Below are 24,967 nucleotides of genomic sequence, written 5' to 3' on the forward strand. Positions count from 1 at the left end.
TACAGAGAGACTCCATGGCTATCTTCACTGATCCGATCCGCGAGTTCGCCGGCTTCGAGCCCGGCGACGCGGAGTGGCTCCACCTCCTCGTGGGGGACTGGCAGATGGTCGCCGACCTCGCCTTCGCCGACCTCGCCCTGTGGTTCCCGCTCGAGGGGGGCGGGTACGTCGCGCTGGCGCATGCCCGGCCGTCGACGTCGCACACGGTCTTCCACAGCGACTTCGTGGGCGAGCGCATCCGGGCGGACCTCCAGCCGCTCGTCGACGTCGCCTGGGCGTCCCAGAAGATCGAGCGTTCCGGCGAGACCAACTGGACCACCGAGATGGCGATGCGGGTCGAGGCCGTCCCCATGGTGCGGAACGGCCGTACCCTCGCCGTCGTGACGACCCACATGGACCTGTCCAGTTCGAGGATGCCGTCCCGGCTCGAACTGACCTACCGTCAGTGTGCCTACGACCTCCTGCGCATGGGCACGCTCGGGCTGTGGCCCGACTTCGCGACCCCGACCGGGTCCCGCCGCGGCGCACCGCGCGTGGGCGACGGGCTGATCAGGCTCGACGTCGACGGCATCGTCCAGTACGCGAGCCCCAACGGGGTGTCGGCCTTCCGCCGCCTCGGGGACGTGGAGACCCTCGAGGGCCGGCCGCTCGCCGAGATCACCACGGGCCTGCTGAAGGACCGCCGCATGGTCGACGAGACGCTGCCCCTGGTGGTGACCGGCAGGATGCCGTGGCGCACGGAGATCGAGTCCCGCGGCGTCAGCCTGTCCCTGCGGGCCATCCCGCTGCGGGACGAGAAGGAACGCTTCGGGGCCCTCGTGCTGTGCAGGGACGTCTCCGAGCTCCGTCGCCGCGAGATGGAACTCGTGTCGAAGGACGCGACCATCCGCGAGATCCACCACCGCGTGAAGAACAACCTGCAGACCGTGGCCGCGCTGCTGCGGATGCAGTCCCGCAGGATGGTCAGCGAGGAGGGGAAGCTCGGCCTCGAGCAGGCCATGCGCCGTGTGTCGACGATCGCACTGGTGCACGAGACGCTGTCCCAGGGCCTCGCGCAGAGCGTCGACTTCGACGAACTCATCTCCCGCCAGTTCCGCCTGTCCGCCGAGGTGGCGTCACCGTCCCAGGCGGTCCGGACCGAACGCAGCGGGGACTTCGGGGAGCTTCCGAGCGACCTCGCGACACCGCTGGCCCTGGTGATCAACGAGCTCGTGACCAACGCCGTCGAGCACGGCCTGTCCGGCCGCGCCGGGACCGTGTGGCTCAGGGCGAACCGGCGGACGGAGGACGACGGCGAGGAGATCCTCTGCGTCACGGTCGAGGACGACGGCGTCGGCCTGCCGGTCGGCGGACACGCTGAAGGCCTGGGCCTCCAGATCGTCAGGACGCTGGTCACCAGCGAGCTCGACGGGACGATCGCGTGGAGCACACGTCCCGGTGGCGGCACGTCGGTCACCCTCGAGCTGGGACTGCGCCTCAACCAGAGCTTCTAGGCGGACCGGTTCACGGCGGTCGTCCCACCGGCGGAGCCCGGACGGCGGCTCCGACGACGAAGGGCCGCCCACCGGGCGGCCCTTCGTCGATCAATCGGACCCTGCATCGCAGGACTCCGTCAGCGCCGGGCCGATTCCACGGCCCGGAGCCCTCCCCTACGAGGCGCGACGGGCCCTGGCGGCCCGGCGCTTGAGCGCACGGCGCTCGTCCTCACTCAACCCGCCCCAGACTCCGGCATCCTGCCCGGACTCGATCGCCCACTGCAGGCAGGTGTCCTGCACCGGACAGCGGCGGCAGACGCTTTTCGCTTCCTCGATCTGAAGGAGCGCCGGTCCGGTGTTCCCGACCGGGAAGAACAGCTCCGGGTCCTTGTCCAGACAGGCCGCGCGACTACGCCAATCCATGGTGATCACATTCTCCTTCAGCCTCACGCATCGTGTGTTTGTGAAAACATTCACGAGGGGGCTCATAGTAAAGGGGCCGATTTCGGCCCCCGGGTTTCAACTGAGTTAACGCTGTCACGTAACCAACAGGTAAACAAGGGCTTGACCGGTCTAATTGGTCCGACGGGTGAGTGGTTTGTCACAGCGATCCCTGCTATGGACGTGATCGGCCGGCATCGAGCGGACAGCAGCCGGTCCGGTAGGGTTCGAGGGTGTCCACCGATCCAGCCCCGCAGCGGGCAACCCGACCGCCCGGCGTCGTCCTGATCGCCGTGGTCCTGGTGCTCGAGGCGATCGCCCTCCTCGCCCTGTCGGTCGGCTTCCTCCTGTCGATCTTCGGGCGGGACCCGATCTCCGTCGGAGGATCGGTCTTCATGACCGTCCTGCTCCTGCTGGTCGCCGCAGGCCTGGTGGCCATGGCGCGGAAACTCGTGGCCGGTTTCCGCTGGCCGCGATCGCCGTCCCTCGTCGTCCAGCTGTTCCTGGTGATCCTGGCGTTCCCGTTCTTCACGGCCGGGAATCCGCTCATCGGCCTCCTGCTCATCGCCCCGGCCGCAGCGGTGATCCTCACCCTGTTCTCGAAGCCCGTCATCGACTTCACCACCCGGGCGGCGGGGCCGGGAAGGACGCTGTAGGTCGCGGTGCGGGCGGGCGCGGCCCTGCCCCCGGGGGTTCCTTCCCGTCCTGACACTCCTGCACCCGCGCCACCTGGACCTCCACGATGCCCGACGGGTCGCAGGCGAACCCGCGGCCCGGGGTGGGGGATCCTTCCGGCTCGAGGCGCACCCCGAGGAGGTCGCCGTCGGCCGGTGATCTCGGGGACAGCACCAGACCGCGCCCCAGTCCGCGGACGTGGACGGCCAGGGGGACCCGTGTCATCAGGGACGGACCCGGCACGGCGGTGAGCACCGCGGCGGCACCCTGCGCGAGAAGCCCGGCGAGCGCCTGGTGGACGTCGGCGGGAAGATGGTCCGCATCATCGACGAGCAGGAGGCAGTCCCGCGCCGACGGGCCGACGCCGCGCCCGGCGAGATCCCGCCAGTAGCTCAGCGATTCCGCGTCCGCCGCGCCGTCCGGCGGCGCGAAGACGGCAGGACGCGGACTGAGCCGCGATGCCGAATCCCTGAGCACCCGGATCACCGTGCTGCGTCCTGCCGTCGGGTGGCCCAGCACGAGGAAGACCTCGCCGGGTCGGAGGCTGATCGCATACGGATCGAGGTCGTCCCCGCACAGCCCTACGGGGAGATCGATCGATCCCGGCCGCGGCTCCGCCATGGGTCGCCGATGGAGCCGGGCGGCGTCCACGGTGGACGGCAGCGGATGGACCGGGAACGGCGCCCGCGCCGGGGGTAGCGGGAGTGGGCCGGGGCGGGTGCCGTCCTGCACGAGCTGGCAGGTGCCGTCACCCCAGATCCCGGTGATGCGGCCCTGCGCGAAGCCCCGGCCCGCGACGGCATCCATGGGCGGCATCTTCGGCCAGGCCATCGTCGTCTCCTGCTGGGCGCCCAGCGGAACGTAGACGCGATTCAGGAGGAGGGCGAAGAACCGGGCCGTGGTCAGCTCCCGGTCCCCACCGATGCAGACCGTGACCCCGCGTGCGGCGCCGTCCCGCACGAGCGACTGCAGGTCCTCCTCCGCGCGGGCGAAGCGGCCCTGGCGGAACTGGCTGCTCCATCGTCCCCACCCGGTGACCACGAGGACGATCCTCGGCTCGTCCTCGGTGCGCCCGCCCGCGAGACCCGCCAGTCTCTCGAGGACGCGGCCGGCACGTTTCGTCTCCTCCGATCGGACATAGGCACCCACCTGTGGGCCCGTCGAGCAGCCGGCCAGGCTGCCGTCACCGTCGAGGAGATACAGGTGGACGTCGGGATCGACGGCGGGCAGGCGCGAGACGACCGCCGCGATGGCCTGGGTCGCGCCGCTGCCGGGGAGGCCGATGACGGCGAGGTGGGAGTGGTCCTCGGGTCTCCAGAGCAGGAGCCGCTGTTCCTGGCGGTCCGGGAAGTCCGCGACGCCGAGGGGCACACCCCCGCGTCCGGGGCGGGCACCGGGGGTGCTGCCCTCCGCCATGACGGGAGGGAAGTCCTCGCATGCCCGCGAGGTGAGCACGGCCGGCAGGGGCGGAAGGACGGGGCGGCGTGGCCGCGGCGCGGAGGACCCGCCGGCCGCGGATCGCAGGCCATCGACCGCCTGTCCGAGGACGGTGCACTGCCGCCGGTGCGGGGCTGCTCCGTCGGCGCCGGGAACGTCCGCCCTTGCGGCACCGGCCGATGCACCACCGACGTGTGCGGCGAGGTCCTGCCAGCCCGCACTGAGGTCCGCGGCGGGTACCGCCGACGAGGACGCGACCTGGAAGACGATCGGTGCCTCCGATCCGCGGCGCAGGAAGGCCCGGCCCGGGGCGTCCAGGGGCAGGCCGGCGGCCGCCGACGTGCCGAGGAGGTCCTGCGACTCCATCGGGGTCTGGACCCTGAGGAGTACCGTCGCGGTGATGTTCGCCCTCAGATCCGGGGTCACGGCGCCCTGCGCCCGCTGGGTCGCCAGGACCAGGTGCACTCCGAGTGACCGGCCGAGCGAGGCGATCCTCATCAGGTCGGGGATCGCGGTGGGAACGTCGTCGCTCAGCATCCTGAACTCGTCGATCACGATCACCAGTCGCGGGGGGCAGTCCTCCGGCGCGACGCGGCGGAGTTCGTCCAGGTCGTGCGCGCTGTACGCGGAGCACAGGTGTTCCCGGCGGCGCAGCTCCGCCCGGAGCGACGTCAGGGCCCGGCCCGTGGATTCGGCCGACAGGTCGGTCAGACTGCCGACGCAGTGCGGCAGGGCTGCCAGTGGACCGAGGCCGGAACCGCCCTTGTAGTCGATCAGGAGCAGCGTGAGGTGCTCGGGTGGCTGATCGAGGGCGAGTCCGAGCACGAGGGTCCTCAGGAACTCCGACTTCCCCGAACCGGTGGTGCCGGCGACCAGGAGGTGCGGGCCGTCCTTCACGAGATCGATCGACAGCGGACCGTTCCCGGACCGGCCCACGTGGGCGATGGCGTGCTCGCCGCCGGACGTTGACCACCGGTGGGTGACCGCTGGTGCGAGCGTCGCCGGCATCAGCTCCTCCGACCAGAGGGAGGCGGACTCCGGCAGGGCCGGAGCCGCGGAGGGCCGGGTCCTCCGGTCGCCGGCACCCGAGGCAGGGTCGGGCGCCGCCGCCCGGGCGAGCGCCCGCGCCGTCCGCTCGAAGGTCCGTGCCGAGACCCGGTCCGGAAGGACCTCGTAGTCGCGGCCGTCCATGCGGGCCCGGGCGGTCCCCGCCGTCAGCGTCATCCCCGATGCTCCGGGGTCCGCCCCGCGCCCGGAGAGGGTCCGGTCCGGTCGTGGTCCGGCGGCGACGCGGATGACGAAGGCCTTCGCCTCGCCGGCGAACCCGGGCAGGTCCCCGGAGAGCTGGAAGACCAGCAGCAGCGCGGCCTGTGTTGCGAGCGAGGCGAGGACGCCCCGGTCATGCGTGAGGTGCACGTTCGGCAGGAAGCGTGCGTGGTGGGGGAGGTCCCCGGCCGGTCCCCAGCACACGACGGTCGGGGCCCCCGACCGCGGGTGGGCCGCCTGGAGCAGGAGCGCCCGCAGGACGCCCTGCACGTCCTCGCCGTCACCGGTGATCGTGAACGGGCCGGCGCGGGGCGCGTCGCCGGTGTCCGATGCCCGCGAACACGGGAGGAGGAGCGGGACGGCGTCCAGCGTCGGGGGCCTGAACGCGGAAACGGCCCGCGCGGCCGTGAGATTGGCCGGCTGGTCCGCCCTGCCGAGCCGCAGCAGGACCACATCCGCGTCCGGCCTCGCGGCCCGGACCGCCTCCGACGGCGGGTGGCGGGATGCGCGGACAGCCTCGAGCCCCGTCTGTCCGGGATCGGGCGCCGCACTCCCACGCCTGGCGCGGTCCCGACCGGCCGCGTCGCGCACCTCGCCGGCGAAGACGGCCGCCTTCCGGCGATACGTCATCAGCGGTACGAGTCCGGTCACGGCGGAGAGCGCACTGAACGCGAGGAAGAACCACAGGCCGGTGGTCAGGGCGAGGACGATCCCGAGCACGAGGGGCAGGAATGCCGTCAGGACGAGGATGCGCGACGGACTGCCCGGCAGCTCCGCAGCGATGGACAGGGGCTCGAGGACGCCCCGGGGGTCTCCTGGCGTCCATGCCGGGTCGTCGATCAGTCGGATACCGCACCGGCTCCCTCCGATCCGCAGGTCCGCAGCGCTGGTGATGTCCGACGTCGTGATTCCCGCCTCACCGACGAAGGTCCCGTTCGCCGACCCGAGGTCCTCGAGGAGGACGGAGTCCTCCGTCACCGTGAGCAGGGCGTGATGCCGGGAGAGGGCAGGATCGGCGATGGCGATGTCGGCCCCCGCGCGTCCGATGACGTAGCTGCCCCGCGTCAGGGGGATCACCCGGCCGGCATCGGGGCCCGTGTGGACGACGAACGCGAGGTGGGGGAGCGATGCAGGGGTGGGGGGACCCGGCGGCGCTCCGCACACGACGACGGCACCCTGCGTGAGGTCGTCGGAGTGGGGAAGGAGGGCGGCGAGCGGTCGTCCGTCCACGGTGAAGGGCCCCGGGTACCCACCCGCCGTGAGCCGGTCCGCCAGCGCCGCGCCGGTACTGAGGACGTCGGTGTCGACGACGATCTCCCGGGGTGCGAAGGCCGTCGGGGGAGCACCGGCGAGCGTGACGTGCAGATCCATCGGGAACCTCCTGGGCGGTGACTCGTCCCGATGCTAGGGCGGGAGGGGGCGGGTCCCTAGCGGCACCCCCGGGATGTGGACAACCACGCCTGCCGCAGGCCGGGGCCCGGGCGCCGCCACTCGGCGACCGACCCTCCGCAACCCACCTCCGCGACCGATCCGGCCGTGGAGGTAGCCCCGGTACAATCGATCATCGTGTCTACCGAGAAGAATGCCCATGGCCGTCGCTGAAGCAAGTCCGACCGCTGCTCCCCGGGGTGCGGCCGGCGGCTCCGACCGTGGATTCCGTCCCGAGGTGCAGGGCCTCCGGGCGCTCGCCGTGCTGATGGTGGTGACCTACCACGTCTGGTTCGGCCGGGTCTCAGGCGGTGTCGACGTCTTCCTGCTGATCTCCGCCTTCCTGCTGTCCCTGTCCTTCCTGCGCAAGGTCGAGGGCGGGAAGCCGCTCGACCTGGCACGGCACTGGCTGCACCAGTTCAAGCGGCTGCTGCCCGCGGTCGTCGTCGTCATCGTCGGTGTCCTCGGGGCGAGCTACGTCCTGGTCCCGCCATCACGGTGGCCCGACATCATCGAGCAGTCCTGGGCGTCCCTGTTCTACGTGCAGAACTGGGTTCTGGCCTCGAACGCCGTCGACTACTACGCGGACGACCACAGCCTCGCGAGTCCCCTCCAGCACTTCTGGTCCCTCTCGGTCCAGGGCCAGGTCTTCATCCTGTGGCCCCTGCTGTTCCTCGCCAGTGCGCTGCTGGCCCGCAGGTTCCGGCTCAGGGTGCGTGGCGTGGTCCTGCTCGTGTTCGGCGTCGTGTTCGTCGCCTCGCTCGGGTTCTCGATCTGGGAGACGTACACGAACCAGGCCTATGCCTACTTCGACACCCGTGCACGCCTCTGGGAGTTCGCACTCGGAACCCTGCTGGCCCTGGCCCTGCCGTTCATCCGGCTGCCGCTCGCACTGCGCATCGCCGCCGGCTGGGTGGGTGTCGTCGCGATGCTCAGCGGCGGCTTCATCCTCGATGTCCAGGGCCAGTTCCCCGGATATGTCGCGCTGTGGCCGCTGCTGGCCGCAGCGCTGGTGATCGTCGCAGGCCAGACCGGCAGCGCGATCGGCGCTGACCGCTTCCTGTCCGCCAAGCCCCTGGTCCGCGTGGGCGACCTGTCCTACGCCCTGTACCTGTGGCACTGGCCGGTCCTGGTGCTGGCCCTCATCTGGCAGGACCGGCCCTCGCCGGGAGTCCTGGGCGGCTTCATCGTCATCGCCGTGTCGCTCGTGCTCGCGTACCTGACGATGCGCTTCGTCGAGCGGCCCATGCGGGCCCTGGCATGGGCGGACAGGCGTCGGCGTCGCGCGGTGGTGGTCCTGGCCGTCAGCGTGGCGCTGGTCGCCGCACCCCTGGCCGGCTGGCAGCACCTCATCACCCAGCAGGCCCGGGACGCCGCCGCGAACGCCGACACGAACAATCCGGGCGCGCTGGTGCTGGACCCGCTCCTCGATCTGTCCGCTCCCGAGGGGGTCCCACTGATCCCCGCGACCACCGAGATGGGCAAGGAGTACTTCCAGCTCGACAGCGTGTGTGCCGGGGACGACGAACCCGAGGACGAACTGATCCGGAGCGAGTGCTACGTCATCGACCCTCCCTCCGCGCCCGTGCGGGACATCATCGTCGTGGGCGATTCGCATTCCCAGCAGTGGTCGGTCCCGCTGGCCGCGATGGCGCAGGAGAGGGGCTGGAAGCTGACGTTCGTCCTGCTGGGAGGATGCAAGTACGGGTCGGGTCCGGAGGGACGCACACCGGAGTGCGAGCAGTGGAACGCGGCGGTGACCGATTACGTGCTGAAGCAGGCGCCCGACCTCGTCTACACGGTCGGAACGGTGGCCCGGAGCGATGATCCGCAGGACGTCCTGCCGGCCGGGTTCGCCCGGACGGCACGGATGCTCGACGACAGCGGCATCCAGGTGGCGGCCGTCCGGGACAATCCGCGCTTCGGGACGAGTCGGGTGCTCTGCGTCGAGACGCAGGGCGCGGAAAGCCCGGAGTGCAACCCTCCCCGCGCTGAGACCCTCACCGATCAGCCGCCGGTCGCCGAGCTGCTCGACCAGGCCCCGAACGTCGCCTTCCTGGACTTCACCGACCACCTGTGCCGGGACGAGGTGTGCCCGGCCGTCGTGGGCAACGTCTTCGTGTACATCGACGACAACCACGTCAGCGCCACCTACCTCAGGACCATGCTGCCGGTCTTCACCCAGCGCTTCGACGAGACCGTCCGCCTGTAGGCCGGTGGTCGGGGCGGTCGGTGTCGGACCGCCCCTCCGGTTGGAAGGGCCTCGGCTTCCGTCGGGTAGCCTTAAGCGGGCATGTCCGTCGTCAGAATCAATTCAGGAGCACTTGTGAGCGTTGACCTCGTTGTCGTCGGATCGGGCTTTTTCGGCCTGACCATTGCGGAAAGAGCGGCCACCCAGCTGGGCCTCAAGGTGGCTGTACTCGACCGCCGGCACCACATCGGCGGCAACGCGTACAGCGAGAACGAGGCCCGCACCGGGATCGAGGTCCACCGGTACGGTGCGCACCTCTTCCACACCTCCAACGAGCGGGTCTGGGACTACGTCCACAACTTCACCGAGTTCACGAACTACGTGCACAAGGTCTACACCCGACACAAGGGCGAGGTGTACCCCATGCCGATCAACCTCGGCACGATCAACCAGTTCTTCCGCTCCGCGCTCGGCCCCGCCGAGGCGCGGGCGCTGATCCAGGAGCAGGCGGGCGAACTCGCGGGCACGGACCCCCAGAACCTGAACGACAAGGGCATCCAGCTGATCGGGCGCCCGCTGTACGAGGCCTTCATCAAGCACTACACGGGCAAGCAGTGGCAGACCGATCCCAAGGACCTGCCGGCGGAGATCATCTCCCGCCTCCCCGTCCGCTACACGTACGACAACCGGTACTTCAACGACAAGTACGAGGGGCTCCCGGTCAACGGCTACACGGCCTGGATCGAGCGCATGGCGGACCACCCGAACATCGACGTCCACCTCAACACCGATTTCTTCGACGAGGGCCACGAGTACTCGCGCTCGTCGACGCTCGGCCAGGTCCCCGTGATCTACACCGGGCCCGTGGACCGGTACTTCGACTTCGCGGAGGGAGATCTCTCCTGGCGGACCATCGACCTGGAGGAGGAGGTGCTCCCGGTCGAGGACTTCCAGGGCTGCTCGGTGATGAACTACCCCGACGAGGATGCCGCATTCACCCGCATCCACGAGTTCCGCCACTTCCACCCGGAGCGCGACTACACCAAGGACGCGACCGTCATCATGCGGGAGTACTCGCGCTTCGCCGAGAAGGGCGACGAGCCCTACTACCCGATCAACACCTCCGAGGACCGGGCGAAGCTGCTCGCCTACCGCGACCTGGCGAAGGGTGAGAAATCCGTGCTGTTCGGCGGCCGCCTCGGGACCTACAAGTACCTCGACATGCACATGGCGATCGGATCGGCACTCTCCATGTTCGACAACAAGGTCACGCCGCACTTCACGAGTGGGCAGAAGTTCGAGAGCGGCGGAGTCGACGCATGACCGTCGGAACGACGGAAGCCGTCGGCAGCGGCGCCGGGACGGACGGCGCCGCGTACCAGGTCGTCCACAAGGTCGTGCTCCCGGTCGAAGGGGACACCGACGTCCTCCCCCTCTATGTGGACTTCAATCCGGCGCGGCGCGTCGTGGACCCGTCCCGCCGGGCGATCCGGAACGGGGCGCCGAAGACGGCACCCTCGTTCCCCGTCCTCAGCCACCAGAGGTCCGACTTCATCGCCGGACGCACCAGTCTGAAACTGCCGGCGCATCAAAGGGTCTCCCTCGGCACCTACTTCAACGCGTTCCCGGCCAGCTACTGGCGCCGCCACACCCCCGTACGCTCCGTACGGCTCCGCGTCGAGGTGGAGGCAGGCTCCGAAGCGTCGGTCATCGTCTACCGGTCGAGCCCGCGTGGCACCTCGAACAGGGTCGACAGTGCAACGACGACGGCCGGCGGCGAGCTCGTCTTCGATCTGCCGTTGGCATCGTTCGTCGACGGCGGCTGGTACTGGTTCGACCTCGTCGCCCATGACGCGGAGGTGACGCTGTCGCGGGCCGACTGGTCCGTGCCCGCCGCCTCGGCGCGCAGCCAGGGGACCCTCTCCATCGCGGTCACGACCTTCAACCGGCCCGAGTACGCGGTACGGCACATGACCACCCTCGCGAACGACCCCGATCTGCTCGAGGTCCTCGACCGCCTGATCATCATCGATCAGGGCGACGACAGGGTGACCGGCCAGGCCGCGTACGCGGCGGCGGCCGCACGGCTCGGCGGGAAGTTCCGCCTCGTCGAGCAGGCCAACCTCGGCGGCTCGGGAGGCTTCGCCCGCGGTATGGAGGAAGCCCTGCGCGGCGAGGACAGCGACTACGTCCTGCTCCTCGACGACGACGTGAGCATCGAGACCGAGGGCATCCTCCGCGCCCTGCGCTTCGCCAACTACACGACCGACCCGACGATCGTCGGCGGCCACATGTTCAACCTCTACGAGCGGGCCGTCCTCCACACGTTCGGCGAGCAGGTGGACCGCCGTCGTTTCTTCTGGGGCCCGGCGGCGAAGAGCCTCGAGGGACACGATTTCTCGGAGCGCAACCTCCGGATGACACCGTGGGTCCACCGACGCGTGGACGTCGACTACAACGGCTGGTGGATGTGCCTGATCCCGCTGCAGATCGTCCGTGAGATCGGGCTCGCCCTGCCGGTCTTCATCAAGTGGGACGACGCGGAGTACGGCGTACGGGCACAGAAGGCGGGCTTCTCCACGGTCACCCTTCCCGGGGCAGCGGTGTGGCACATGCCCTGGACGGAGAAGGATGACACGATCGACTGGCAGGCCTACTACCATCAGCGCAACCGGTGGGTCGCTGCGCTCAGCCATTCCCCCTTCGACCGCGGGGGGAGGATGCCCTTCGAGAGCCTCGCACTCGACGTCCGCCACCTCCTGTCGATGCAGTACTCCGCGGTAGCCGTCCGCATCCAGGCGCTCGACGACGTCCTCGAGGGACCCGCACACCTCCATGCCACCCTGGGGGAGCGGCTGCAGTGGGTCAGGACCACACGGCGCGACTTCACGGATGCCCGGGTGATGCCGAACTCCTCCGACTTCCCGGAGGTGCAGGAACGGAAGAGCCATCACGCCATCCAGGAGCCGGCGACGGTTCCCGAATCGCTGGTCCGCGCCGTTCTCGCCCTGGTGGCCCAGTGGCGCCCGGTTCCCGCCGAGGCGGTCGAGCGCCCCACCGTCGAGGTCCCCGCCATGGATGCGCGCTGGTGGCGCCTCACGCGGTTCGATTCCGCGCTGGTCACCGCCTCGGACGGGACAGGCGTCTCGTGGTACCGGCGGGACCGTTCCATGTTCTTCTCCCTCCTCGGCAAGACGCTCTCGCGGCACTGGAAGCTCGTGAGCAACTGGTCCGAACTGCAGGCACAGTACAGGGGTGCCCTGCCCGAGTTCACCAGCCGGCAGGCCTGGAACAGGACATTCCGCCGGTTCTCCAAGGAGATCGAGGGAGACACGGCAGATTGAGCAGCGGGGTGCGAGGGTCCGCAGCGGACCTGCCGGGCGCCATGCAGACACCGGGTGCTGGTGGCGGACTTGCGGCTGTCCTGAAGAACCGGTTCCTCCTGCGGCTCCTCGTCCGGAAGGAGATCCGGGTCCGCTACCGCGGATCCGTGCTCGGTCTCCTCTGGTCGTACCTCAAGCCGCTCCTGCAGTTCTCCGTCTACTACGTGGCGCTGGGGATCTTCCTCGACCTGCAGGGCTCGACGGAGAACTACGCGGTCTACCTGTTCTCCGGGATCGTGCTCATCAACTTCTTCACCGAGGCCTTCGGCAACGCGACCCGGTCGATCGTGGAGAATCGGGACCTCATCAAGAAGATCTACCTCCCGCGCGAGCTGTTCCCCATCTCCGCGGTCTGGGTGTCGGCCGTCCACTTCTTCCCGCAGCTCCTCGTCCTCGCCGGCGCCTGCCTCGTCGTCGGCTGGCGTCCGGATGTCCTCCAGCTGTTCCTGGTACTCGTCGGTTTCCTGATCGTCGCCTGCCTGGCGGCCGGGCTCGGACTGCTGTTCGGGGCGGTCAACGTGTACTTCCGGGACGCGGAGAACCTCGTCGACATGATCCTCATGGTGGTCACCTGGGCGTCGCCGGTCCTCTACAGCTGGATCCTGGTCAGCGACGCGCTCGGTCAGTGGTTCTTCCTGTACCAGCTGAACCCGATGACCGTCGCGGTCGAACTGTTCCATCTCGGCTTCTGGGTCCCCACCCTCGAGGACACGACGTCCGGTCCCACGCTGATGCCCGACCTCCTCGGTCTGTGGGTGCCCGTCGCGGCAGTCCTCTCACTGGTGATCCTGTTCATCGGCCAGCTCGTCTTCCGGCGCCTGTCGGTCAACTTCGCCCAGGAGCTCTGAGGATGGCCACCGATGCGATCGTCGCCACCGGACTGCAGAAGCGCTTCGTCCTCCGCCATACCCGCTCGCTGAAGGAGGCCTTCGTCTGGTTCGTCCGCGGCCGGAGGGGTGAGCTCGTCCAGAAGTTCAAGGCACTCGACGACGTCGGCTTCACGGTGCGGACCGGGGAGACCGTCGCCCTGCTGGGCCTCAACGGCTCAGGCAAGTCGACCCTCCTCAAGCTGATCTCGGGGGTGCTCCAGCCGGATGCAGGAGTCATCCGCACACGAGGACACCTCGCCGGACTCATCGAGGTCGGGGCCGGGTTCCACCACGACCTCAGCGGGCGGGAGAACGTGTACCTCAACGGGGCCATCCTCGGCATGTCCCAGCAGGACATCGAGGAACGGTTCGACTCCATCATCGAGTTCGCCGAGATCGGCGAGTTCATCGACACCGAGGTGAAGTTCTACTCGTCGGGCATGTACCTCCGGCTCGCGTTCTCGATCGCGGTCCACACGGATCCGGACATCTTCCTCGTCGACGAGATCCTCGCCGTCGGGGACGAGCCGTTCCAGCGGAAGTGCCTGGCGAAGATCAGGGAGCTCGCAGCCGCGGGGAAGACCCTCATCGTCGTGAGCCACGACCTCGACCTGGTGTCGAGTGTCTGCGAACGCGGGATCCTGCTCGAGAACGGACGGCTCGTGAAGGACGGCGACGTGGCATCCGTCGTCTCGGAACTGAGACAGCGCGCAAGCGATCATTAGGAAAGCGCCAGGGGGCACCGGACGCCGGTCCCCGTCGGGAACGAAGCAGGCGCCTGGAACACCGGGATTTCACGAGAGGGAAGAATTTTGAGACATGAGAGCGCCGGTGGGGCTCGTCCGATGATGAGCCGCCGGTCCGTCGTCCTGGGGATGCTCGGGTTGCCGTTCATCGCGGCCGCATGCACCAACGGCAACGACGATCCGGGGACCGGGAGGGATGTCTTCCCGATCGAGGTGACGCATCACTTCGGGGTGACGACACTCGATGAACGGCCGGTGCGCATCGCGACCTTCGGATATGCCGCTGCGGATGTCTGCATCGCCCTCGGGATCGCACCCCTCGGCATGCCGGGGTCGAACGCCACGCCCTGGTACAACCTGCGGCGCGTCGCCGAGGAGACCCTGATGCCGGTCCTCTATCCGGATGACCTCGATCTGGCTCTCGGCGCGATCGAGGACCTCGAACCGGATCTGATCTTCACCCTCGGTGCCGACATCACCCGCGAGCAGTACAGCCGGCTGTCCGAGATCGCCCCGGTCGTCCACGGGACGACCGCGGGGAAGCCCTCCTGGCGCGAGACGGTCGACCAGGTGGCACGGACCCTCGGCCGGTCGGACGAGGGCGCCGAGCTCATCCGGGACACGGAGCAGCGGATCACGGCGTCGGTCTCCGACTACCCGGATCTGCCCGGGACCACCTTCCTCGTCGTCGAGGCCTTCACTGCAGCAGGGGCCGACCTCGGGGTCTACAGTGCCGTGTCCGGGCCCGTGGGCATCCTCGAGGAGTTCGGTATGGACCTCGCCCCGCTGCCGCCCGGCCTGGAGGAGTCCGAAGAGCTGGTCGACGATGTCTTCGGTCGGGTCGGGCAGGTCCGATGGCCTCGCGCCCGCGCGGAGGAACTGCGTGCGGAGGTCCTGGTCCTCGTCGCGGAACGACGGCGTGCCCAGGAGCTGGCGGACGAACTGGCGGGAGATCTCGATCCGGCCCAGCAGACCGTCCTCGCCCCGAAGGACGAGATGGGCGCTGCGATGATCATGGTGTCCCCGCTCAGTATCGAGTGGCTGGCGCGGAACTTCGTCCCCATCCTTGCCGAGGCCGCCTTCGACGTGCGCCAGTAGTCCGCTTTCCGGGAGGCTTCGAGCCGTCGGGCACCCCTGATCGCTGACGGATCAGCGGTGCGTGATTTACTGGGGATGTGCAAAGGACAACGAGACCTGCTGTCCTTGTCGGGGTACTGGCTGTCGCCTACTCCGGATTCAGGATCCACACCCCGAGCTTCTGGGTGGACGAAGCGGCCACGATCAGTGCCATCGATCGCAGTCTGCCCGACCTGGTCCGGATGCTGGGCAACATCGATGCCGTGCATGGCTTCTACTATCTCCTGATGCGCGGATGGGCAGCACTCTTCGGCCTGTCGGAGTTCGCACTCCGTCTGCCGGGCGTCCTGGCGATCGGTGTGGCAGCGGGACTGGTCGTCGCCATCGGACGGCGGATCGGAAGCCTCGATTACGGGCTGACGGCCGCCCTGCTCATGGTGCTGCTGCCGAGGACCCAGTACGTCGCCACCGATGCCCGGTCCTACGCACTGGCGCTCGCTGCCAGCGTCGCCGCGACGTACTTCCTCGTACGTGCCCGCGAGCTCCCCAGGCGGCGGTTCTGGATCGGCTACGCCGCGGCAGGCCTGCTGGCCACGCTGCTGTCCTTCTACACGGTGCTCGTCCTCGTGGCCCACGCCGTGACCGTCTGCCTGGACCGGAGGCTGCGGGGGAGCTGGCGCCCGTTCCTGGCGACCAGCCCGGCGTGGCTCATCCCCGCGGCCTGCCTGGCCGCGATCGGTGCGAGCCAGCAGTTCCAGATCGCATGGATACGCCCGATCGACAGCGGCGTCATTGCGGAAGTCGTCCTCCTGCAGTTCTTCAGCGACGCCTACCTCATGCTCGACGGCGACATCGCCCCTCTACCGACCCCCGGCGAGAACTTCACCACGGTCGGACTCGCTGTGGTCTTGTGGGGCCTGACGATCGTCGGATCCCTGCGGCTCCGGAAGCACTTCGCCGCGAGGCTGGCCGTGCCGCTCCTCGTGGTCCCGTTGGTCTGTGTCATCGGCGGGTCCCTGGTTCTCGGCTCCCCGTACTACCTGCCCCGCTATCTCTCGTTCGTCCTGCCATCCGTCCCGCTCCTGGCAGCGGGGGTGGTGCTCAGGGTGGGGGAGCCCGCATCCCGCGGTGGACGGCCGGCGACACCGACCGGCTGGGATCGGCGGGCGGCGGTCGGTGTGCTGGCTACTGTCGCACTGCTGGCCCTGCCGTCCTATCTGGGCCAGCGGACGGAATTCGGCAGGAGTCCGGGAGACGACTTCCGCTTCGTGGCGGACACCATCAGGGCCGAGGCCGAGCCCGGGGAAGCCATCGCCCTGACAGTGGATGCGGGCCTCGGCCGGATCGCCTACCAGGACTCCTTCGCCGGTCTGGACGACGTCACGATCGGCACGAGCGCCGAGGAGTGGGGGAGGATCTACGATCAGCGCTTCGACCTGGACGCCGTGGAGGACAGGATCCTGCCGCACGATGTCGTCTGGGTGGTGCATCCGAGGGAGAACCTCGCCCCGGAGCGGACGCTCGAATCGCTCGGCTATCGCGCTGGAGCGCGTTTCGACGGACCGGCCAACTCGGTGGTCAGGTTCGTCCGCGACGGTGATGTCGGGGACCCGTCGCCGTCGTGACCCGTTGGGCACGCTCCAGGAGTTCTACGGCCCGTCGCGCGTCCCGTCCATCCTGTGCACGGCGCCGGCGGGGCCGGCGGACGTCGATCAACGCCGTCCGCGGGCCTTCGGCATCACGAGTCCGTACAGGCGTCGACGCGGTAGAGGCGGGCGTCGCCTTCCTCCGCGACGAGGGAGATGCCCGGGGCGCTCCCGTCCTCCAGGGCCCGGAGACCGATGTAGGGTTCGTCGCCCGGCACGATCTCCTGATCGCCGAAATCAAGGGCCCAGAGGGCGCCCTCGCGCGTGATGGCGTCACAGACCGACACGTTGTACCCGGCCTCGTCCCAGTGATCGAGGAGTGTCTGCTCGGCGTCGGTACGGTCCCCGAAGATATGGGGTGCGACGGTCTGCCGGTCCGCAAGGGCATAGACGAGGGACGCACCGGTCCGGGGATTGCCCACGATCACGCCGTCGGCCGGGACGAGATCGGGGACGCGCTGCAGGAGAGCGAGCTCATCGGTGGTCAGGAGGGGAGATTCCTCCTCGAGCGCGAAGACCTCCTCCATGCGGATCTGGACCCCGGCCAGGGTCCCTCCCTGGGTCCCCACCCCGAGGAGGAGGACGGCCGCCGCAGCGGTGATCGGGCTGCTGGTGATCCTGGGTACCACGCGACGGGTCCGTTCCACGGGGGTGGGGTGTGAGCCACCGTCGATGACCGGTTCCTCTGCGGTCCGTCGCTTCCCGATCCGCCGCAGGAGACCCGTCAGCCATTCGGCGCCGAGAACGCTCAGGGGAAGCGTGACGACCGGGAGCAGCGCCGCGAGGCGGAAACTGTCGTTGTACCAGACCCCGGTCAGGAAGGTACGGAACCAGCCCAGACTCCAGCTCGACACCACCATGTACAGGATGCCGCCGATGACGAACATCATGAGGATCCACCACATGTCCCGGAACTGCCGCGCCGCGACGTAGATTCCGGCGACCGTCAGGATCAGGAGCACCCACGCCGTGGTGGCCCCCATCGGCGCGCTGCCGAGGATCTCGCCGATCGCCCGGGCATTGGTCTGGAAGGGTGTCCACGGGGCGAATGCCAGCGACGGCCGGACCTTCAGCCATGCGACGAGCGTGACGCCTGCGTACAGGACGAAGAGGATGCCCCAGAGGACGGGGCGCGAGCGCTCGCCCGTTCCGCCCCGGTGCCCCTGGAACTCCCTCACGGCTCTCCCCGCGACGACCGGCCCGGCGAAGGCCAGGAGGGCGAGGAGCGTACTGGGGTGGGCGAGAGCGAGGCCCGGGACGACCGCGACCGCGAGCAGCCCGGCGGAGAGGGAGAACGAGCGACGACGCCCGGGGGTCATCCCGAGGGCCTCGACGACCAGCCCCAGGGCGGCCGGCAGAAGAGCGATGGCTGCATGGTTCGGGTAGAGGACACCGAAGGCGACCATCATGTAGGGGAAGCCGCTCATGCCCGCGCACAGGACGCCGGCGGCGAGCAGCGGGATGGGCCGGTAGCCGACGACCCGGCTGATCAGGAACACGCAGGAGAGCGGCCACACCAGGGCCCCGAGGATGATCGTGCCGACGTTGACCGCGACAGGTACGGGGGTGCCGGTCATCATGACCACGAGTGCCATGAGATCGTGCATGGCGGCGGGATAGAAGGCCTGCGAGGCCTCGGTCAGATTCCCGAGGCTCAGCGCCGACCCGTTCTGGGTCTCGGCGATGTGCTTGATCGCATTGAGGTGATACACGTTGTCGAACGTCTGCGAGAAGTTCTCCGGTGCCCCGAACCCCGCGATGTACCGGCTTCCGATGATCACGGCCGGGAACGCGATGGCGACCGGGACCAGCGCCCTCGTGATCCAGCGGGGGAGTCCGTCAGGGGACATCGGCTGGTTGTCCACCAGGGCCAGGTCCCCGTAGCGGCGAACCGGGCCGAGGCCTGCGGAATCGTTCCTCAGGAGCAGCCTGCGCGCGAGCAGGACCGCCGCGGCGAGGCACACGGAGAAGACCAGGTAGGACACGGGGTTGAACGGCACACCGACGAAGGGGAGCACCACGGCGAGGCACGAGCCGATCGTCATCGAGATCGGCGCCGAGAGGGCGGCGAGGCTGAGCCTCCTGACGCCGGCTGCTGCCAGGACGAGAAGTCCCGGCCCGAAGAATACGAGTACCGTGCTAGCGAAAGCAGGGGCAGTAGCCCACCAGCTCATATGGTCATTCTCCTCGTCGTGTTTCTGAGGGCCGCGTTCGGAGGACACAGCGGTAGCCCTACGAGAAGATCGTTGCCCTCCGTGGCCCTCCCGGGCCGGGGAATACGGTGGCTTGCCTGAGGCGCACCAGACGATGATGTGCGGCTCCCACGGGCTGAGCACCGGGGGCGCGACGCCTATTGCTATGATTGCACATCATGGGTAACAGACCGCCTTCCGGCATCCTGATCGTCATGCCTGCCTGGAATGAAGCAGAGGCGATCGGTGACACCATCAGGGACATCAGACGCGTGGAACCCGGAATGGACATCCTCGTGGTCGATGACGGCTCCCGGGACGACACGGCGAGGATCGCAGCGGAGGCCGGGGCCGTCGTCCTGAAGCTCCCGTTCAACCTGGGGGTCGGCGGCGCGATGCGTACCGGCTTCAAGTACGCGCTCCGCAACGGATACTCGGGCGTCATCCAGGTCGATTCGGACGGGCAGCACATGCCCGAGGAGATCGCGAAGGTCGTGAAGGGCCTCGAGACGGCCGACATCTCCATCGGGGCGAGATTCGCCGGCAAGGGGGAGTACCAGGCGAAGGGGCCGCGCCGCTGGGCGATGTCGCTTCTCGCCGCGGTCATCTCGCGTGTGGCGGGCACCAGGCTGACCGACGTCACCTCCGGCTTCAGGGCCGTCAACCAGCGTGGCCTCCATCAGTACATCGAGCACTTCCCGGCGGAGTACCTCGGTGACACGGTCGATTCGCTCGTCGTCGCACTTAAATCAGGCTGTACGGTTACCCAGGTGCCCGTGGAGATGAGACCGCGCCAGGCCGGCACCCCGAGCCAGGGCCCGCTGAAATCCGCGATCTACCTCGCGCGGTCCGGACTGGTCCTGTGCTTCGCCCTCGCCCGGAGAAAGACTCCGCGTGACCACCAGGCTCCCTCGACCGGGGACATAGCAGGAGAAGGACCCGTACCAGCATGAGCGTGGCACTTTCACTGTTCTCCTCCATCCTCATCGTCGTGGCCGTCCTCGTGATGCTGCGCAACGGGAAACTGCGCGAGAAGTACGCCATCCTCTGGATCGTGATCGGCAGCCTGTCGATCGTCCTGGCGCTGTTCCCCAGCATGCTGGAATTCGCGGCGGACGCGGTCGGAGTGATCATCCCGGCCAATCTCCTCTTCGCACTGGCCATCCTCCTTCTCCTGGGAGTCTCGCTGCATGTATCCCGCGAGCTGACGATCCTCGAGGACGAGACCCGCATCCTCGCCGAGGAGGTCTCGATCCTCCGAGCGGCAGTGGAGCGGTTGAGCGGCTCGACTGCCACCAACGTCCCCCGTAACCGGACCGACAACCCGATGAACTTTGACCAACAGAGGAAAGACCTATGACTATTGACGTGATGTTCCCCTATTACGGGGATGTGGCGATGATGAAGGCGGCAGTACAGTCCGTCCTCGACCAGGAATACCGTGACTTCGTGCTGACCATCGTCGACGACGGATTCCCGGACGATTCGCTGCCCGCCTACTTCAAGTCCCTGACGGACTCGGACGAGCGCGTCCGGTACTTCAGGAACGAGGTCAACCTCGGCGCGAACGCGAACTACCGGAAGTGCCTGTCCCTCATCGAGCACGACTACGTCGTGATCATGGGCGCGGACGACCTCATGCTCCCGAACTACCTCTCCGTGGTCCAGGAGGGCTTCGCGGGGCAGGCCGTGGACATCATCCAGCCCGGCGTCGATGTCATCGACGAGAACGGGACGGTCTACGAACCGATGGGCGATCGGGTCAAGAGCTACCTGCGCCGGCGGCTCGTGGGGGAGAGCGCGAGTGCTGTCGTGAAGGGCGAACCGCTCGCCGCGAGTCTCCTCACGGGCGACTGGCTGTACTTCCCGTCCCTCGCCTGGCGGTCCGAAGCCATCAAGCGCCACAGCTTCAGGGAGCAGTACGACGTCGTGCAGGACCTCGCCCTGGCGACGGACATCATCATGTCGGGCGGTAGGATGCTCGTCCTGGCGGAGACCTGTTTCCTCTACCGGCGCCATCGCGAATCCGACTCCTCGGTGCGGGCCCTCGACGGCCGCCGGTTCGCCGAGGAACGCGCCTTCTTCGACGAGTGCGTGAAGGACTTCCGGAAGCTCGGGTGGGAGCGGGCCGCGACCGCCGCGAGCCGGCACGCGTCGTCCCGGCTCCATGCGCTGACCCTTCTGCCCCAGGTGGCCCGACGCCGTATGTGGGGCGGGATGCGCAAGCTGACCGCTCACGCCATCGCCAAATAGTGGTGCGCAGCAGGTCCTCCACGCCACGGCCTGCAGGGGCCGAGCGGAGCGTCTCCGGCACGTGGTACCTCGTCGGGTCGCTCCTCCAGGGTCTGGGGCTCCTGCTCATCCAGCCCTTCGCCATCAGGATCCTGGACGAACGGCAGTGGGGGTACGTCTCGACGTCGGTGGTGACCATCCAGGTCCTGGTCGTCCTCATCTCCGCGGGCCTCCCTCTCGCGATCACGAACCTCTGGTTCGCCCGCGAGCGGGGACAGGACCGCTCCCTGGGGATGTACGGCTTCATGGCCATCGCCTCCGCGGCACTGGCCGCCGTGGCGGTGCTCTGCCTCTTCGGCCTGGGCGCGCTGGGTGACGGGGGTGTGGCACCGACCACCGTCCTGTCGGTGGTCAGCGTCGGCGTCCTCGGAACAGTCCTGGGCTCGCAGGCCGTCCTCCGCGCGCAGAACCGGCCCGGACGCTTCGTGCTGCTGAGTATCGGATCCTCCGTCATGGCGAATCTCCTCGGTCTGGTAGGGATCATCCTCATCGCGCCGACGGCCGAGGTCTATATGGGTGCCTACAGCCTCGCTGTCCTGGCCACCGGAGTCGCGGCGCTCGTCCTCGCCCGGCCGCGCCTGCCGTGGAGGGTGCCGGGATCGGGCGGTGAGTCGTTGAGGATCGCCGGCCCGCTGCTGCCGCACACGGGTGCGCTCATGCTGCTCACACAGGGGTCCGTCCTGATCCTCGCCTATGCCGCCACCGTCGAGGACGCGGGTCATTTCGGGGCGGTCCTGATCTTCGCGCTGGGCCCGATCACGATCCTGAACGCCCTGAACAATGCCTGGTCCACCCGGATGATGTCCGCCGGGAACGATCGGCTGGTGGCAGAGACCCGGCGGGTGTCCCTCGAAGCCGCGGGCTGGGCGTTGGCGGTCGGGCTCCTCGCCTCCGCCGGGGCAGCCGTGGGATCGTTCGTCCTCTCCACCGATCCCGGGCTCGTCTGGCCGATCGCGATGACGCTCCCGCTGGTGTCGACCGGCTACGCGTTGTTCCTCGTGTCCTCCAACCTGCTGTACATCGCGAACGGGACGCGGCGCCTCGCCGTGGCGACGCCCTGCGTCCTGTTCGTCGTCGCCCTGCTCGCCTACTGGCCCGCCTCGGAGTCCGGCCTCGTGCTGGTGGCGATGATCCAGGTGCTCGGGTTCGTGTGCCTGGGCCTGCTGACCTATGCGTTGGTTCTTCGGACGCCTCCTGGCAGAAGCGTGCCCGTCGCGCTGTTCCTGGGAGGCCTCGGCGTGCAGGTGGCCGTCGTGGTCCTGCTCGGCCTCGTCCCGCTCAGCCTCGTCGCCGGTGTGGTCGAGGTCGCTGTGGTGGTCGCCGTCCTGGTGGCGCTGTTCCTTCTCCGGTCCCGGCGGAAGACCGAGCAGACGCCGTCGGGCTCCGCGCCGCACTAGGGCGCGACGGCGGCGAACCGCTCCGCGAATGCCGGGATCAGCGAGCGGACATAGCTCCGTGCCACATGGTCCCGGTCGAAGTAGACGTGGAGGCCGCCGATCACCGCGTAGCAGGTGTCGTCCGGGCAGAACCTGTCGGAGAGGTCGATCACGCGGATGTCCGGTCTCTCCAGTGCGTGCGCCGCGTCGGCCGCCGGGTCGGCGGGCAGCGCCTGCGTCTTCGGGTTGGCGCACTCGAGGGGGGACTCCTTGTTGCGGTCGAGGCACTCGGGCGTCGAGCGGTCCAGGGTGAGCGGAGTGTCCCTGATGACGTAGACCTCGGTGCCGCGGGCGGTCCATGGAACCACGCGGTCCGCGAAGGCCGCACGGTACTGCTCGGCCTGGGAGCGGCCGCTGCCGTCGTCGATCTCCTCTCCGACGGAGAAGGAGGACAGGAACACCGTGTCGGGTGGTGCTGCGAGGACGCGGTCCGAGACCGACCGGCTCCATTCCAGGCACCGTCGCTGCACGTTCCCGTCGGTCGTCTCGGATCCCATGAAGGCGGAACGCTTCACGTCGACGTACGGGCACCCGCCCAGGAGACTGATGGTGACCTTCCAGTGGTTCTCGCGCGCGAGCGGCAGGATCGCGGCTTTCCACTGCTCCGCGTGGGAGTCTCCGATCAGCCAGACGGTCTCGGCATCGTCACGTCCGTCCGAGAAGTCGCACAGCGTCAGGAGCTTCTCGTCGCCCACCACGATCGGGTCGGGGTGGGCGACGCACTGCTCGTCGGTGAACCACGGGGCCTCCCCGGCGCCGACGTTCGTCGCGACGGGCGGTCCGAACGGCTCCTCGCAGGTGACCTCCGACAGACTCTTGGCGCCGAAGCAGTCACCTCCGGACAGTGCGTCGAGCCGCCGTGCTTCCGCCGCCTGGGTGACGGTGGCAGCGACGATCAGGCCGGCGCAGACCGCGGTGACCGTCAGTGTGGCCACGAGCGTCAGGCCGAGGATCCTCCGCGGCGAGGCGCCCGGCAGGAGGCGGGACCTCCCCGGATCCTCGATGTACTTCTTCGTCACTCCGGCGAGGACCACGGACAGCAGGACTGCCAGGAGGAGCTCGGAGGCACCCAGCGGACGGCCGATGATCGACGGCAGCAGGATGATGACGGGCCAGTGCCACAGATACAGGGAATAGGAGATGTTCCCGAGGGTCTGGACCGGGGCGACCCCCAGGAGGGTGTTGGGGGACCAGAGCGGTGACCGGGGGCCGGACGCGATGATCATGACCGTCCCCGCCACGGGGACCGCCGCGAGGAAGCCCGGGAAGTACGTCGATTCGTCGAACGCCAGCGCCGACGCGGCGATGAGGGCCAGCCCGGTCCACTGGGCCGTTCCCGCGACCCGGAGGCGCGCGGGGAACCGCTCGTCCGTGAACCAGGTCGAGGCGGCGGCGGCGATGAGCCCGCCGGCGGCGAACTCCCATACCCGGGTGGGCGTCACGAAGTACGCTTCGCTCCGACTGGTGTAGGTGAGGTAGATCGAGAAGGCGAACGAGGCCGTGCCTATCGCAGCGAGTGCGGCGACCATGAAGGACCGCGGTGAGCGTCGCCTGCCGGCGAGCACATACACGCCGATCAGGAGGAGCGGCCAGAGCAGGTAGAACTGTTCCTCGACGGACAGCGACCAGTAGTGCTGGACGGTGGATGCCTGGTTGTTCAGCGCCGAGTAGTCGACGGACTGCGCAGCGAGCGACCAGTTCTCCACGTACAGGGTACTGGCGATGGTCTCCCGTGCGATCGTCATCAGTCGATCCGCGGGCAGGTAGATCGCGGCGACGAGGAGGGACAGGAGGGCGACGAGCAGTGCGGCCGGCAGGAGGCGACGCGCCCGCCGGGCGTAGAACTGCGCGAGCCTGATGCGGCCGGTGCGGTCCAGCTCGCCGAGCAGGTGCTGCGTGATGAGGTAGCCGGAGATGACGAAGAAGACATCGACGCCGACGTACCCGCCGGTGAGGAGGTCGGGCCAGAAGTGGTTGACGACGACGAGGAGGACAGCCAGTGCCCGGAGCGCCTGGATGTCGCGGCGCTGCGGTTTGCCGGGCTTCGCCTCTCTCGGCGGCCCGACCCGCGCAGCAAGGTCTATCACTCAGTCTCCTCCTGGTCGGGGTCGTCGTCCGGACGCCCGGACGGGCAATCGCGACCCCATAGTATCCCTCTCCGTTCACCTGTCAGCCCGGCGCGGCGGTGGGCGTGGGTCAGGTTTTTCTGACGCCGGTGGTGGGGGTCCAGGTGAGGGTTCCGCGTTGGAAGGTCTGGGTGCAGCGGGTGCTGGTGGTGCAGGTCTGGTTGCTGGTGGGGTAGCCGAGGGCTCCGTTCTCGGCGCCGGACTGACGGTAGGTGGTGCGGATCGGTCCGTCGGCGGTGATCCTGGCTCCGGTCTTGGCGCTCCAGAGGACTTCGCCGCCCTGGAAG

At 68.9% G+C, this 24,967-nt stretch carries 18 protein-coding genes; 13 read left to right on the top strand and 5 right to left on the bottom strand.

Annotation, left to right across the window (positions count from 1 at the left end; all coding sequences use genetic code 11):
• Positions 1-14 precede the first annotated feature (14 nt).
• Positions 15-1,493 (top strand): sensor histidine kinase, encoded by a 1,479-nt coding sequence (locus RY94_RS02465; protein ID WP_043441120.1) that lies wholly within the window; start codon positions 15-17, stop codon positions 1,491-1,493.
• Between the two features lie 156 nt (positions 1,494-1,649).
• Here the strand turns inward: RY94_RS02465 and RY94_RS02470 are convergent, their stop codons facing one another.
• Positions 1,650-1,898 (bottom strand): WhiB family transcriptional regulator, encoded by a 249-nt coding sequence (locus tag RY94_RS02470; protein ID WP_043441485.1) that lies wholly within the window; start codon positions 1,896-1,898, stop codon positions 1,650-1,652.
• Positions 1,899-2,149: 251 nt separating this feature from the next.
• On the opposite strand from RY94_RS02470, the gene RY94_RS02475 reads away from it, so the two are divergent.
• The gene (locus RY94_RS02475) at positions 2,150-2,572 is read left to right on the top strand and encodes a hypothetical protein (protein ID WP_043441122.1); all 423 of its coding nucleotides are present in this window, start codon (positions 2,150-2,152) and stop codon (positions 2,570-2,572) included.
• Here the strand turns inward: RY94_RS02475 and RY94_RS02480 are convergent.
• Positions 2,535-6,665: an FtsK/SpoIIIE domain-containing protein gene (locus tag RY94_RS02480; protein WP_043441125.1), complete on the bottom strand. Its 4,131-nt coding sequence runs from the start codon at positions 6,663-6,665 to the stop codon at positions 2,535-2,537. The genes RY94_RS02475 and RY94_RS02480 overlap by 38 nt on opposite strands.
• 217 nt (positions 6,666-6,882) lie before the next feature.
• On the opposite strand from RY94_RS02480, the gene RY94_RS02485 reads away from it, so the two are divergent.
• The 7 genes from RY94_RS02485 (at position 6,883) to RY94_RS02515 (ending at position 16,613) form a co-directional block, all read left to right on the top strand.
• Positions 6,883-8,934 (top strand): acyltransferase family protein, encoded by a 2,052-nt coding sequence (locus RY94_RS02485; RefSeq protein ID WP_082045990.1) that lies wholly within the window; start codon positions 6,883-6,885, stop codon positions 8,932-8,934.
• Between the two features lie 114 nt (positions 8,935-9,048).
• Complete coding sequence (gene glf, locus RY94_RS02490; RefSeq protein ID WP_043441129.1) at positions 9,049-10,236, top strand: UDP-galactopyranose mutase; 1,188 nt, start codon at positions 9,049-9,051, stop codon at positions 10,234-10,236.
• A complete protein-coding gene (locus tag RY94_RS02495) occupies positions 10,233-12,257 on the top strand; it encodes a glycosyltransferase (protein WP_052273844.1) in 2,025 nt (674 codons plus the stop codon). Before glf ends, RY94_RS02495 begins: the two co-directional genes overlap by 4 nt.
• Positions 12,258-12,298: 41 nt before the next feature.
• Positions 12,299-13,144: an ABC transporter permease gene (locus RY94_RS02500; RefSeq protein WP_043441489.1), complete on the top strand. Its 846-nt coding sequence runs from the start codon at positions 12,299-12,301 to the stop codon at positions 13,142-13,144.
• Between the two features lie 2 nt (positions 13,145-13,146).
• On the top strand, positions 13,147-13,890 hold the full coding sequence (locus RY94_RS02505; RefSeq protein WP_043441131.1) for an ABC transporter ATP-binding protein: 744 nt from the start codon (positions 13,147-13,149) through the stop codon (positions 13,888-13,890).
• 87 nt (positions 13,891-13,977) lie between these two features.
• Positions 13,978-15,009, top strand: coding sequence for an ABC transporter substrate-binding protein (locus RY94_RS02510; RefSeq protein WP_156134981.1), 1,032 nt, complete (start codon positions 13,978-13,980; stop codon positions 15,007-15,009).
• 77 nt (positions 15,010-15,086) lie between these two features.
• Entirely contained in the window at positions 15,087-16,613 is a 1,527-nt protein-coding gene (locus tag RY94_RS02515) for a glycosyltransferase family 39 protein (RefSeq protein ID WP_156134982.1), read from the top strand.
• Positions 16,614-16,726: 113 nt separating this feature from the next.
• Here RY94_RS02515 and RY94_RS02520 read toward each other — a convergent pair whose 3' ends face one another.
• Positions 16,727-18,808, bottom strand: coding sequence for a DUF6541 family protein (locus RY94_RS02520; RefSeq protein WP_156134983.1), 2,082 nt, complete (start codon positions 18,806-18,808; stop codon positions 16,727-16,729).
• 197 nt (positions 18,809-19,005) lie between these two features.
• Here RY94_RS02520 and RY94_RS02525 point away from each other — a divergent pair, with 197 nt between their 5' ends.
• The 4 genes from RY94_RS02525 to RY94_RS02540 are packed head-to-tail and all read left to right on the top strand — an operon-like array spanning position 19,006 to position 22,515.
• A complete protein-coding gene (locus tag RY94_RS02525) occupies positions 19,006-19,779 on the top strand; it encodes a glycosyltransferase family 2 protein (protein ID WP_043441139.1) in 774 nt (257 codons plus the stop codon).
• Complete coding sequence (locus RY94_RS02530; RefSeq protein ID WP_043441141.1) at positions 19,776-20,186, top strand: DUF2304 domain-containing protein; 411 nt, start codon at positions 19,776-19,778, stop codon at positions 20,184-20,186. Before RY94_RS02525 ends, RY94_RS02530 begins: the two co-directional genes overlap by 4 nt.
• Positions 20,183-21,079 (top strand): glycosyltransferase family 2 protein, encoded by an 897-nt coding sequence (locus RY94_RS02535; RefSeq protein WP_043441143.1) that lies wholly within the window; start codon positions 20,183-20,185, stop codon positions 21,077-21,079. The genes RY94_RS02530 and RY94_RS02535 overlap by 4 nt, the downstream gene beginning before the upstream one ends.
• Before the next feature lie 2 nt (positions 21,080-21,081).
• Positions 21,082-22,515: a lipopolysaccharide biosynthesis protein gene (locus RY94_RS02540; RefSeq protein WP_156134984.1), complete on the top strand. Its 1,434-nt coding sequence runs from the start codon at positions 21,082-21,084 to the stop codon at positions 22,513-22,515.
• On the opposite strand, the gene RY94_RS02545 is transcribed toward RY94_RS02540, so the two are convergent.
• Both RY94_RS02545 and RY94_RS02550 read right to left on the bottom strand, forming a co-directional pair.
• Positions 22,512-24,641: an acyltransferase family protein gene (locus RY94_RS02545; RefSeq protein WP_052273845.1), complete on the bottom strand. Its 2,130-nt coding sequence runs from the start codon at positions 24,639-24,641 to the stop codon at positions 22,512-22,514. The genes RY94_RS02540 and RY94_RS02545 overlap by 4 nt on opposite strands.
• Positions 24,642-24,750: 109 nt before the next feature.
• On the bottom strand, positions 24,751-24,967 hold a 217-nt coding region (locus RY94_RS02550), incomplete at its 5' end, for a hypothetical protein (protein ID WP_043441151.1).

This window comes from Arthrobacter sp. L77 (genome assembly GCF_000816565.1).
In the GTDB taxonomy this organism is placed as follows: Bacteria; Actinomycetota; Actinomycetes; order Actinomycetales; family Micrococcaceae; genus Arthrobacter_D; species Arthrobacter_D antioxidans.

Excerpts from the sequence above, each read along its gene's own strand:
- RY94_RS02465 (WP_043441120.1), top strand. The coding sequence starts at position 15 with ATGGCTATCTTCACTGATCCGATCCGCGAGTTCGCCGGCTTCGAGCCC.
- RY94_RS02470 (WP_043441485.1), bottom strand. The coding sequence starts at position 1,898 with ATGGATTGGCGTAGTCGCGCGGCCTGTCTGGACAAGGACCCGGAGCTG.
- RY94_RS02480 (WP_043441125.1), bottom strand. The coding sequence starts at position 6,665 with ATGGATCTGCACGTCACGCTCGCCGGTGCTCCCCCGACGGCCTTCGCA.
- RY94_RS02485 (WP_082045990.1), top strand. The coding sequence starts at position 6,883 with ATGGCCGTCGCTGAAGCAAGTCCGACCGCTGCTCCCCGGGGTGCGGCC.
- RY94_RS02495 (WP_052273844.1), top strand. The coding sequence starts at position 10,233 with ATGACCGTCGGAACGACGGAAGCCGTCGGCAGCGGCGCCGGGACGGAC.
- RY94_RS02500 (WP_043441489.1), top strand. The coding sequence starts at position 12,299 with ATGCAGACACCGGGTGCTGGTGGCGGACTTGCGGCTGTCCTGAAGAAC.
- RY94_RS02505 (WP_043441131.1), top strand. The coding sequence starts at position 13,147 with ATGGCCACCGATGCGATCGTCGCCACCGGACTGCAGAAGCGCTTCGTC.
- RY94_RS02520 (WP_156134983.1), bottom strand. The coding sequence starts at position 18,808 with ATGAGCTGGTGGGCTACTGCCCCTGCTTTCGCTAGCACGGTACTCGTA.
- RY94_RS02525 (WP_043441139.1), top strand. The coding sequence starts at position 19,006 with ATGGGTAACAGACCGCCTTCCGGCATCCTGATCGTCATGCCTGCCTGG.
- RY94_RS02530 (WP_043441141.1), top strand. The coding sequence starts at position 19,776 with ATGAGCGTGGCACTTTCACTGTTCTCCTCCATCCTCATCGTCGTGGCC.
- RY94_RS02535 (WP_043441143.1), top strand. The coding sequence starts at position 20,183 with ATGACTATTGACGTGATGTTCCCCTATTACGGGGATGTGGCGATGATG.